This window comes from Bradyrhizobium sp. CCBAU 53340, from assembly GCF_015291645.1.
GTDB lineage: Bacteria > Pseudomonadota > Alphaproteobacteria > Rhizobiales > Xanthobacteraceae > Bradyrhizobium.
In genome coordinates, this window is record NZ_CP030055.1 from 7,246,263 (window position 1) to 7,257,527 (window position 11,265).

Genomic DNA, 11,265 nt, shown 5'->3' on the forward strand with positions numbered 1-11,265 from the left:
GATCACCGCCGCTTCGACCGCATCGCGCGTGTTTGCGTGAGCTTTGAATCGCGCGACAGCGCCTGATAGCGTTTGCTGTCGACGGCATAGATCGCGATTCGGCCCTCACTGTCGGCGTGCACACCCCAGCCATACCGCTTGCCGAGGCCCGAGGCACGCATACACGCCTGGCCGCGGGAGAAGAACGCAGCGCGGGCGGCGCTCTTCTCCGACTTGGTCGCCTTGGGTCCAAGTTCGCGTCCATGCTCCGAGGTCGCGAAGATCACATCGTCCGACGTGTACGTATAGGGTGCATTCGCGATCATTGCATATTGCAGGCCGGCCACCGTCGGCCGCCCTGCCCGCGGCGGCGGCTCCTGACCGGAGCGCGCCGGACAATCCTCGGCAACCTGGATGAACGTATCGAAACAGTTGGTCGTATGGATTGGCTTGGTCATATCAGTTTCGGTCTCTTCATCCTCCCGCGGCCACGGCATGCTGCGCAGCCATCTCGTCGTCCGCCGCACTGATGCGCTGGAATGCGGGACGCGACGTGATGCGCTCACTATAGCGGACGAACACGTCCTTCTTGGGCACGATGCCGAACATCATGGTCCAGCTGAACGCGACACCCCACAGGACATCGGCCGCCGTCATGCGCTCGCCGAGCAGATATGGCCCTTTCGACAGCTGCGCCTCGAGCGCACCCAGCATGGTGTCGTAGTCGGCGTAGGGCGACTGCGTGATCGGCGCAGGTTCACGCTGCATGAACTTGTCGATCAAAGCGGGCTCGAAGGAGGAGCCGTAATAGGCAATCCAGCGCAAATAAGGACCGCGCAGCGGGTCGTTCAGCGCGGGCGTGAGGCCGGCCTGCGGAAAAAGGTCGGCGAGATAAATGTAGATCGCGACCTGTTCGGTCACGAGCGCCTCGCCGCGCCTGACGGCCGGCACCTTGCCGAGCGGATTGATGCCGAGGTAGGCCGGCTGCCGCTGCTCGGCGGCCTTCATGTTGAGGACATGGAGATCATAGGGCGCGCCAAGTTCCTCGAGCAGCACCCGCGTGCCGGTGGCCCGGCTCTGCGGCGAATAATACAGCGTGATGCGGTTCGGATCGGTCATGGCGGGGTCTCCCTCGGGGTCGGCTTTCGATGGTGCCCCCTTGTAGCGAACCATACCTGACATCCTGTGTCAGGTATGGTTCAAGGGATCATGCGCGCGAGCCGAATGTTGTCGATCCTGACCACCCTGCAGGCCAAGGGGCAGGTCACTGCGCCCGAGCTGGCGGAGGCCTGCGAGGTCTCGGTGCGTACGATCTATCGCGACATCGACGCGCTCGCGGCGTCCGGCGTTCCTGTTTACGCCGACCGCGGCGCGGAGGGTGGTTACCGCCTGCTCGATGGCTATCGCGTCAGGCTGAACGGGCTATCTCAAAGCGAAGCGGGCGCGCTGTTCCTCGCAGGGCTCCCGGGCCCGGCGGCGGCGCTGGGGCTGGATGCCGCGATGATCGCCGCACAGAACAAGCTGATGGCAGCGCTGCCGGCGAATTTGCGCGAAGACGCCGGCCGGATGCAGGAGCGTTTTCATCTGGACGCGCCGGGCTGGTTTGGCGAAACGGAAGAGCCAAAGCATCTGCGCGCCATTGCTGGTGCTGCTTTGCGCGGAACATTGATCAGGATTCGCTACCAGAGCTGGCGCGCCGAGAAGCAGCGCCGCGTCGCTCCGCTCGGCCTCGTGCTCAAGGGCGGCAGCTGGTATCTCGCGGGGCAGGTCGATGGCAGCGTCCGCACTTATCGCGTCGCGCGCGTGCTTGACTGCACCGCGCTCGACGACCGCTTCGATCGCCCCGCCGATTTCGACCTCGCAGCCTACTGGCGAGATGCGACACTGCGGTTAGAGGCCGAGATGCACCCGAACGTCGCAATCGTGCGGCTCTCGCCGTTTGGCGTGAAAATGCTCGACGCACTGAGCCAGCCCTACGTCAGGGCGCGTACGCAGATTGAGGAAACTGCGGACGCGGACGGCTGGCGAATCGCCAGAGTGCCGACGGGAAAGACCTCTTGGCACGCCGCGGCGGAATTGTTGCGGCTCGGGCCAGAAGCAGAAGTGCTGGAGCCCGCGGACCTCCGCGAGAAGTTGGCCGAGCTGACACGGGCGACGGCGGCGCGTTATCACGCGGCGCCAAAAGCCTGACGGTGGCGCATTCCACCGCAGCCACGAAACAATCCTGAAACACGATTCTCGCCTTGCTGCATGAACGCGTTGGCGCGTCATCTCGACCGAGAAGCAGGGACACAACAACGGCCTTTGCGCCACACTGGAGAATGAAGATGTTTCGTAAGCTTGCTCTTGGCCTGATCGCCGCAGGTTCGCTCGGCGCTGCCGCTCTCGCACCCACCGCCGCTTCGGCTCATGGCTTCCATCACTACTGGGGTCCCGGCTGGGGCTTTGGTTATGGCGGCCTCTACGTCAACACCGGCGTCAGCAACTGCTACCAGGAGCGCGTCGTCCAGACCCGCCACGGCCTGCGCGTCCGCGTCGTAAACGTCTGCGGCTACGGGATCTACTGATCTCTAGACCTTCACGACAAAGCTCCGGTCGCGCTGCGACCGGAGCTTTGCGTTTGACTCAGGCATTTTGCCGATTCCGGCGAAACCAGGCCCAGGTCTCGCGCGTCGTTTGTATATAACCGCGGCCGCGATAGACGATCTCGCCGTCGACGATCTCGTTCAGCTTCGGCAGCGCGTGGAACGGGATCGACGGATAAGCGTGGTGCTCGACATGGTAGGGCATGTTCCACGCAATCCATTTGACGATCGCTCCGGTGTAGGTGGTGCGGGTGTTCTGAAAGGCGCTGCGGGTGCGCTCGCAGCCGGTGTGCTCGGCGAGGAGATAGGGCCTCAGGAAGAATTGCCCGATGACCAGCGGGACGATCCAGACCTTGAGCAGCAGGGTCGAGGAGAACCACAATGAGAGCGCGAACAGCAAGGCATAGAGGGCGGCATAGACGCGCGCTTCGGTCACGATAACGGCGCGCTTGTTCTCGGGAATCCAGGGCACCGTGACCTTGCCGGTGACGGCATGGCCGAGCATCAGCCGGAGGCGGCCCGCAACCTGGAGCAGACCGCTATAGGCAAGCGCGATCTGGGTCTCGGTTTTCGGCTTCACGCCGACGATCAGCTCGGGGTCCTTCTCGGGATCCTGGGTGTAGCGATGATGGTCCCAATGGAACAGGCAGTAATATTCGTAAGGCTGCCCGATAATGAAGGCCGAGAGATAGCCGACGGCGAGATTGAGACCACGGCTCCTGAACGCGGTCTTGTGCGCGGTCTCGTGCAGCGCCATGAACAGGAAGGCGAGGAAATAGCCCTCGATTACCATCAGCGGCAACGCCCAAAGCACGCCATGGCGCGAGCTCACCTTCCAGACCAACGACCCGACCAGCACGACCACTGCGTAGTGGCAGAGGCTGCGCACCGCGCCCTTGAGATCAGAGCGAACCGATAATTCGCGCAGCATCGCCGGTGTCAACGGCTTCAGGCGATGGCCGGGTTCTGAAACGGTCGTGTCAGTCATGGGCGGGGACCTGCACTACTTGTTGAGAAGTTCTGCGATCTCGGCCTTGAGGAAAGCCTGGTCACGCGGATTGTTGACGGGGTTGCCGGCGCGATGGCCGTGCAGCGACGGGATCGGGTGGAGCACCGCCGATTTCGCGTTGACCAGCCGGCCGAGTTCGTCCTCGTTGTCGCGGAGATCGAAGTAGCGATCGGTCGCACCTGGCATCAGCAGCATGTGAGCCTTGATCGCGGCCAACGCCCGATCCAGATCACCGCCGAAGGCTGTGCAGCGGCTGATGTCGCCGCGCTGCCAGATGCCCGCCTGCGCCAGCAGATCGTTGGCGTCGCGCCGGGCAAACACTGCGTCCCATGCGCGGACGAGATAGTCCTCGAGCGAAGTGAAGCCGGCCTCACGCCAGAGCTCGTCGCGATAGAAGCCATGGGACATCGCCCAGCCGGCATAGACACGCCCCATGGCGCGATAACCGGCAACGGGCCTTTCGACAAAGCGGCCATCACGGAAGGCGGGATCGCCTGATAACGCAGCCTTCACGGCTTCCAGAAACACATAATTGTAGGGCGCGCATCGCGCGCTGCCGCAGACGACCGCTGCTCGCTCAACCATATCGGGGTGAAGCGCGGCCCAGTGATAGGCCTGCATGCCGCCCATCGACCAGCCGTAGACCAGCGCGAGTTTTGTGATGCCGAAGCGTTCCGTCAGCAACCGGTGCTGAACCGCAATCGCATCATGATAGGTCAGCTGCGGGAATGGCGCGTCGCCCGAGTTCGACGGTGAGGACGACAGGCCGTTGCCGAACAGGTTCGGTATGATGATGAAATAGCTGTTGGGATCGAGCACGCCATCGGGCCCGATCAGCCAATCGGTGTCGAAATGCTGCGCGCTGAACGAGGTCGGATAGAGAATGACGTTGTCTTTGGCCGAATTCAGCGCGCCATAGGTCTTGTAGGCGAGCTTCATCGCGGGGAAGACAACGCCGGACTGAAGCACGACGTTGCCGGCCTCAAAGATCTCGTAGTCGCGCTGCCCGCTCATGGGTCCGGCTCCCGCTCACGCGGCCACAAAACGCGCCCGCCAAAGCCACGATGCATTGATCGTGCCGGACCGGCAAACGCATCGTTGCGTCGCGTCTAATATCTGTACTTATAGTACAGATATTAGCGAAAGGCAAATTGCATTCCGGCCGCCGGCCAGTTCAGGCAATGGCGGCAATGTATCGCTCGACGGATGCCGCGAAGGCGGGCTTGGCCCCGCCAGCGATGTTGCGCCCCCACCAGGCGCCGTAGATGCGGTCGAATGCGAGAGGCGCGACCGCAGCCGCAATCCGCCGTACCGCGGCGGCGTTCAGCGGCATGTAGTTGGGATAAGAGTACATGAAGCTGACGAAGCGGCGATCCATCGTCACTTGCGCGATATCGCCGGTCAGAAGTGCGCCCTTGCCATCGGCGCCGCGCGCATCGTGCAATATGGTGGCGCCGGCAAAATGCCCGCCGGTCCGCAACAGCAGCACATTGTCCGAGATGCGATGCTGATCGCCGGTCCAGTGCACGATCGATGGATGGGGCCGTGTCACCCATTGGCGGTCGTCGGCATGAAGATAGACCGGCACACCGCCGAACGCCTCGCTCCAGTCCGCGAGCGCGCCATAGTAATGCGGATGCGAGATCGCGATCGCTGTCAGGCCGCCGAGCGATTTGACATGGGCGATCGCCTCCGGCGTTGCCAGCGGAATGCAGTCCCACATCACGCAGCCCCCGCCATCGGGGACCAGCAGCGCGCGCTGGCCGATCGCAAAGCTCGGCTCGAGCGCGATGCCGGTGAGGCCGAGATCGTCGCGCCAGACGAGGCGGTGACGCTGGGCGAGCGTCTCCCACGCCAGGAAGGCCTGGCCTTTCCAGTTCACATATTGCCGCTCATCCTCACAGATCGAACAGGATGAGGGGGGCTTTCCATTGTCCGGAAATTGCGCGCCGCAGGTTTCGCACGTCCAGAGAGGCATGGCCATAATCCAGAATTGAGAGCGGGACACCCGTGAGGTGACATCGTAGCCCTCAGATCGCAAGTCCGGAGGAACCAACGCTGACAGCACATGTTAGTTTTCAGTCCGCTCCGGCACAATGACCGGCCATTTCCACCTGCACGAGACAATTTTCGATCGGCAGCATCACGTTCAGCGTCTCGATGACATCGCGTCCTTCCTCACCCCGCCTCTGGCCCCTCTTCGCCGTCAATTTCTTCATGGCCGACATGCAGTCAGGCATCGGGCCGTTCGTCGGCGTTTTCCTCCAGGAACGCGGATGGGCCACCGGCTTGATCGGCACGGCACTGACAATCGGCAATGTCGCGGGCATGTTGGTCACGACGCCGATCGGCGGCCTCATCGATTCCAGCCGCAACAAGCGGCTGTGGGTGGTAATTCCCGGAATCTTTGTAGTCCTTGCCTCCGCCATCATCCTGATCTCGCAAAACTTCTGGGCGGTGACCTTTTCGCAAGTCGCGCAATCGCTGGCGAGCGCTGCGATCGTGCCGGCGGTGACCGGCATCACGCTCGGCATCGCCAAGCAGAGGGGCTTCAATGCGCTGAATGGCCGCAACCAGGCCTTCAACCATGCCGGCAACATGGTCGGCGCTGCGCTATCGGGCTATCTCGGTTACAAATTCGGCTATGTCGCGGTGTTCGTGCTCGCGGCCGTGTTCGGCGCCATCGCGATCGCCTGCGTGCTGAGGATCCCCGCCAAGGCCATCGACGACCGCCAGGCGCGCGGCAGCAAGGAGGATGAGAGCAAGAATCCACCGGACGCCGTGTCCGTCCTCCTCAGGCACAAGCCTCTCCTCGTATTGGCGCTTGCGCTTGCCATCTTCCATCTCGGCAATGCAGCGATCGTCCCGCTCTATGGCCTTGCAGCAGTGGCCGAAGGACAGGCCAACGGCCCGAGCTTCGTTGCAACCACCGTCGTCATCGCGCAGGGCGTCATGGTGGTGACGTCGCTGGTTGCCATGCAAGTCGCGGGAAAGCGCAATTACTGGCCGGTGATCCTGGTCTCCTTCATGTTTTTGCCCGTACGCGGCGTGCTCGCATTCTTCGTGACGGGATGGTGGGGCGTGGTCCCAATGCAGGTATTGGACGGGATGGGCACCGGACTACAGACGGTCGCCGTCCCCGGCATGGTCGCGCGCTCGCTGGACGGCACCGGCCGCATCAATCTCGGCCAGGGTGCCGTCATCACCGTGCAAGGCGTCGGCGCGAGCCTGAGCCCGGCGCTCGGCGGCTGGATCGCGCAATGGATCGGCTACGGCCCGACGTTTTTGCTGCTCGGGAGCTTTGGCCTTGCATCGATGGCACTGTGGCTGGCGTTCGGCGCGCACGTGAAGAAGTATTGAGCTGGATTCCTTCTCCCTCTCGCCGCGAAGGAAACGCCTCACGTCCCAAAGTTCTTCTGGATCGCCTTGTCGAGCGTCTCCGTGCCGACGAAGCGTTGGCGCAGCTCGCGCTTGAGCAGCTTGCCGCTCGGGTTCTTCGGCAGGCTGTCGACGAAAATGACGCGCTTGGGCACCTTGAAATGCGCCATCTGGCCGGCGCAATGCCGGATGACGGTTTCCTCGTCGAGCTTCTCGCCGCTCTTGACCACAACGACCGCCGTCACCGCCTCGATCCAGCACGGATCCGGCAGACCGACGACGGCGACCTCGGAGACCGCCGGGATGCGATAGACCATCTCCTCGACCTCGCGGCTCGCGACGTTCTCGCCGCCGGTCTTGATCATGTCCTTGACCCGATCGACCACGGTGATGTGGCCCTCGTCATCAACGGTGGCGAGATCGCCGGAGTGAAACCAGCCGCCCGCGAAGGCCGCCGCTGTCTTGACGGGATCGTTGTAATAGCCGGAGAGCAGATGCGGCGAGCGGTGCACGATCTCGCCGACCTCGCCGACCTTCACATCATCCATCGCCGTGTTGACCACGCGCGTCTCGACATTGAGCACGGGCTTGCCGGCTGAACCGGCCTTACGTAGCTGGTCTTCCGGCCGCAGCACGGTGGCGAGCGGGGCGATCTCGGTCTGGCCGTAGAAATTCCAGAATCTGACGTCTGGCAGACGGCGCTGCAGTTCGAGCAAGACTTCCACCGGCATGATCGAGGCGCCGTAATAGCCCTTCTGCAATGTCGACAGATCGGTCTTGTCGAAATTGGGCGAGCGCAGCATCGCGATCCAGATCGTCGGCGGCGCGAAGAACGACGTGATCTTGTGTGCCTGGATCAGCGCCAGGATGTTGTCGGCGGTCGGTTTGCCCGTGATGACACCGGAGGCGCCGAGATAGATCTGTGGGCCCAGAAACACGTCGAGCTGGGCGCAATGATAGAGCGGCAGCGCGTGCAGGAATTTGTCCTCCACGCTCATGCCTCCGTCGATGACGCAGCTGACATACTGCCACATCACGGCCTCATGGGTCAGCATCGCCCCCTTCGGGAGCGATTCCGTGCCACTAGTGTAGACGATCTGGGCAAGGTCGCGGCTGTCCACGGACGCCTGCAGGAGCGAGCCGTCGGCATCGAGGAGATCGTCGAAGGTGGTGAGTCCCGCAGGCGCTGTGGCCGGATCCTCGCCGGGCAGCCAGATCATCTTCTCGACCGCGCAATCTTTTGAGCTCGCGGCCTTCGCCGCCTCGACGAAGTCAGGCCCGGTCGCCAGCAGTTTGGCGCCGGAGCTTTTCAGGATGAAATTGATCTCGTCGGGATTGAGCATGAAGTTGATCGGGACCAGCACCGCGCCGATCCGCGCCACGGCAAAGCGCAGCGCTGCGAAGGCGTGCGAATTGCGCGAGAGCACCGCGACACGGTCGCCCTTCGCCACACCAAGGCCGAGCAGGCCGCGGCCGAGCCGGTTGCAGAATGCGTCCATCTCGGCGAAGGTCCAGCTCACGCTGCCGCAGCTCACCGCAAGCTTGTCCGGCGTGCGGCCCGCCGAGCGGCGCAGAAGATCGCCGATCGAATGCTCGCGCGCTTTCGCTATGGCGGCCGTGATATCGCTCGACATTTCCATTCCCCCCAAAGTCCGAGAAACCGCGCGACGTTCGACCTCGACGTTCGTCGGAGTCCAGCGGCTGCGCACTCTTCAAGTTTGCGCGAAGCGTAGTCGGCGTCGTCGGTCGCGTCAAACGACCCGCCCGCTAGCGTCGTGACGCAAGAATGGCCGGTTCGGCCGGAGCAATTCTGGGCTGGAGAACGAGCCCGCGCTCTCTCAGAAAATTCTGATGCCCCCCTTTTCGGACTGCCAGTCTCTGCGCTACGAATGATGACAAGGGCGCAAAGCCCACGCCTGGATCAATAACAACGGCAAAAGGTCCGGGACGAAAGATGGGGAGGCAGCGTGAACTTCGCGCGCCGGCGACCTTGGACGAATACGTTCTCGACAGAAGCGCTGTGCACGCGCATTCTGGCACGTCATCGCGCCTCCACCCGCGTGCCGAAGCCGCGCCGCGCCGTCGCGGATTCCCGCCCCATCATCGGCACCCCCCTTACGCTCTCAAACAAGCAGGCCTTTTTTGGCACTGACCGCTTCGAGAGCGCCGCATCGTCGCGCAACAACCGCATCAACGGATACGCGACCGTCGTGGCGCGCTCCCGGCCAGGGCAGCCGGCGCACCCATAGAGCGCAGGAGGGACCAGACCATGAAGCGCTTTCGGTTCAATCAGCAGGAGATCGTCTTCGCCGTCTTTGCGTTGCTATTCCTCGTCTTCTCGATCTTCCTGAACGGCTTCCTGACCGCGGAGAACATGCTGACACTGCTCCAGAACGTGGCAGTGCTCGGCATCCTCGGCCTTGCCATGGCGATCGTCGTGATCGGGCGAGGCATCGACATCTCGCTGATCGCGGCCCTTGCCGTGCCGCCGGGCCTCGTGCTGCAGATGGTGCAGAACGGCCATTCGCTGCCGTTCTCGCTGCTGATCGCGGTGGTCCTTACGATCGCCTTCGGCCTCGTCAATGGCTGGCTGATCGCCTATGCCGAGGTGCCCTCGCTGTTTGCGACGCTCGCCACGGGTCTCTTGCTCGCCGGGCTCGGACAGGCCGCGCTTTTCCAGCTCGACGTCGTGCAATGGAGCGCGGGCATGAACGGCTTCGAGCGGCTTGGACAGGGCACCATTCTCGGTATTCCCACCTCGATCGTGATGTTCGCGATCGCCTGCTTCGCGGTCGCCTTCCTGCTGCGCCAGACCCGATGGGGCGCCTATATCTACGCGATCGGCGACAATCCTTACGCCGCGCGCGTCACCGGCATTCCGTCGCGACCGATCATCGTCCTGCAATACGTGATCGCCGCCCTGATCGGCTGCTTCGCCGGGCTCGTCATGGCCGCCTCGGTCAATTCGATGCCGACCCGCGTTTTCAACTCCACGCTGATCTATGACGTCATTCTGGTGGTCGTACTGGGCGGCATCGGGCTGTCAGGCGGCCGCGGCGGCGTGCTGAACGTCATTATCGGCACGCTGCTGATCGGCACCATGCTCAACGGCATGACCATCATGGACATCTCCTATGCCGGGCAAAACCTCATCAAGGGCGTCGTCCTGCTGCTCGCCGTCATCACCGACTCCTTCCTGAATCCGCGCAACGAAGAAACGGCACAGCAGGGCGACATCTGAACGATCAACAGGAACGACAACGACAACCAAGGAGGAAGCAATGAAGTGTTTTGGCAGCCCAACCTGGGCAACCCTCGCCGCACTGGCGCTCGCAGCATTGACCGCACCGGCCCTCGCCCAGCAGGGCCTGGACGAGCCGTTCCAGAAGCCGTTCAAGGAAGCGCTCGCCGGCAAGACCGTAGCCTATGTCCCGGTCGCCATGAACTTCGATCTTACCGAGGGTTGGTATGCCGGGTTGAAGAAGGAGCTCGAGCCCTATGGCGTCAAGTTCGTGATCCGCGACGCCAACTGGAACACCAATGCCGGCGCGCAGGCAGTGACCTCGCTGATCACCGAGAAGCCGGCGGTGATGGTGGTCCATAATCCTGACGTACAGACCTACGCGAAACTGCTGCAACGCGCCGAGAACGAAGGCATCTATGTCATCCAGATCAACATGGGCTCGGCCTATCGCAGCTCCGCCTTCGTCGGCGCCAACTGGGTCGAGATCGGCGAACGTCAGACTGAAGCCGTGGTCAAGGCCTGCGAGGGCAAGTCGAACAAGATCGCGATCATCCAGGGGGCGCTGTCAGCTGCCGCCAGCGCCTACACGCTGAAAGGCGTCGAGAACGTTCTCGCCAAGCATCCCGAGATCAAGGTGGTATCGAGCCAGGCCGCCGACTGGGATGCTGCGAAAGCGAAGGCGATCACGCAAACGGTGCTGAAGCAAAATCCCGATCTCTGCGGCATCGTCGGCTTCTGGGACGGCATGGACATCGGCACGGCTGCGGCGGTGAAGGAAGCCGGACTGACGGGCAAGGTATTCCTGGCGACATCGGGCGGCGGCGAGCGCAAGGGTGCCTGCGAGCTGGTGAAATCAGGCGCCTTCGACCTCAACATGAGCTACGACGTGCCGACCCAGGCGGCACAGATGGCCGGCACGATCAAATGGCTGCTGTCGTCGGGCGCCAAGCCCGGATCGGTCAAGGGTTCGGAATACACCACGCTGATCCCGATCACCAAGGAGAACGCCGACAGCCAGACGGCCTGCTGGAATCTCAGCGACCTGAAGAAGTGACCCGACGCTGGCGCTC

The 11,265-nt window shown here is 63.2% G+C and carries 12 protein-coding genes; 6 read left to right on the forward strand and 6 right to left on the reverse strand.

Translation table 11 applies throughout. The annotated features are described in order from the left end of the window. Positions 1 to 2: 2 nt before the first annotated feature. Together XH89_RS34380 and XH89_RS34385 are read right to left on the reverse strand one after the other, a co-directional pair. Complete coding sequence (locus XH89_RS34380) at positions 3 to 437, reverse strand: DUF6157 family protein (protein WP_194464708.1); 435 nt, start codon at positions 435 to 437, stop codon at positions 3 to 5. Between the two features lie 16 nt (positions 438 to 453). Next, positions 454 to 1,098 (reverse strand): glutathione S-transferase family protein, encoded by a 645-nt coding sequence (locus XH89_RS34385; protein ID WP_194464709.1) that lies wholly within the window; start codon positions 1,096 to 1,098, stop codon positions 454 to 456. Between the two features lie 90 nt (positions 1,099 to 1,188). Here XH89_RS34385 and XH89_RS34390 point away from each other — a divergent pair, with 90 nt between their 5' ends. Together XH89_RS34390 and XH89_RS34395 are read left to right on the forward strand one after the other, a co-directional pair. Then, positions 1,189 to 2,169, forward strand: coding sequence for a YafY family protein (locus XH89_RS34390; RefSeq protein WP_194464710.1), 981 nt, complete (start codon positions 1,189 to 1,191; stop codon positions 2,167 to 2,169). A 137-nt stretch (positions 2,170 to 2,306) separates the two neighbouring features. Continuing rightward, on the forward strand, positions 2,307 to 2,546 hold the full coding sequence (locus tag XH89_RS34395) for a hypothetical protein (RefSeq protein ID WP_194464711.1): 240 nt from the start codon (positions 2,307 to 2,309) through the stop codon (positions 2,544 to 2,546). 58 nt (positions 2,547 to 2,604) lie between these two features. Here the strand turns inward: XH89_RS34395 and XH89_RS34400 are convergent, their stop codons facing one another. The 3 genes from XH89_RS34400 to XH89_RS34410 all read right to left on the reverse strand — a co-directional run bounded on the left by XH89_RS34400 (position 2,605) and on the right by XH89_RS34410 (position 5,551). After that, positions 2,605 to 3,552, reverse strand: a complete 948-nt coding sequence (locus XH89_RS34400; RefSeq protein ID WP_194464712.1) for a fatty acid desaturase — start codon at positions 3,550 to 3,552, stop codon at positions 2,605 to 2,607. A 15-nt stretch (positions 3,553 to 3,567) separates the two neighbouring features. Continuing rightward, entirely contained in the window at positions 3,568 to 4,587 is a 1,020-nt protein-coding gene (locus XH89_RS34405; protein WP_194464713.1) for an alpha/beta fold hydrolase, read from the reverse strand. A 160-nt stretch (positions 4,588 to 4,747) separates the two neighbouring features. Further along, complete coding sequence (locus tag XH89_RS34410; RefSeq protein WP_194464714.1) at positions 4,748 to 5,551, reverse strand: MBL fold metallo-hydrolase; 804 nt, start codon at positions 5,549 to 5,551, stop codon at positions 4,748 to 4,750. A gap of 182 nt (positions 5,552 to 5,733) precedes the next feature. Between XH89_RS34410 and XH89_RS34420 the strand changes: the two genes are divergently transcribed. Beyond that, complete coding sequence (locus XH89_RS34420) at positions 5,734 to 6,933, forward strand: MFS transporter (protein WP_194464715.1); 1,200 nt, start codon at positions 5,734 to 5,736, stop codon at positions 6,931 to 6,933. A 38-nt stretch (positions 6,934 to 6,971) separates the two neighbouring features. Here XH89_RS34420 and XH89_RS34425 read toward each other — a convergent pair whose 3' ends face one another. Beyond that, positions 6,972 to 8,585: an acyl-CoA synthetase gene (locus XH89_RS34425; RefSeq protein WP_194464716.1), complete on the reverse strand. Its 1,614-nt coding sequence runs from the start codon at positions 8,583 to 8,585 to the stop codon at positions 6,972 to 6,974. Between the two features lie 333 nt (positions 8,586 to 8,918). Here XH89_RS34425 and XH89_RS34430 point away from each other — a divergent pair, with 333 nt between their 5' ends. The 3 genes from XH89_RS34430 to XH89_RS34440 are packed head-to-tail and all read left to right on the forward strand — an operon-like array spanning position 8,919 to position 11,249. Next, positions 8,919 to 9,200 carry a hypothetical protein gene (locus XH89_RS34430; protein ID WP_194464717.1) on the forward strand — a complete coding sequence of 94 codons (282 nt, stop codon included), beginning with the start codon at positions 8,919 to 8,921 and terminating at the stop codon, positions 9,198 to 9,200. Positions 9,201 to 9,220: 20 nt separating this feature from the next. Then, on the forward strand, positions 9,221 to 10,192 hold the full coding sequence (locus tag XH89_RS34435) for an ABC transporter permease (RefSeq protein ID WP_194464718.1): 972 nt from the start codon (positions 9,221 to 9,223) through the stop codon (positions 10,190 to 10,192). A gap of 40 nt (positions 10,193 to 10,232) precedes the next feature. After that, entirely contained in the window at positions 10,233 to 11,249 is a 1,017-nt protein-coding gene (locus XH89_RS34440) for a sugar ABC transporter substrate-binding protein (RefSeq protein WP_194464719.1), read from the forward strand. The last annotated feature ends 16 nt before the right edge of the window (positions 11,250 to 11,265 follow it).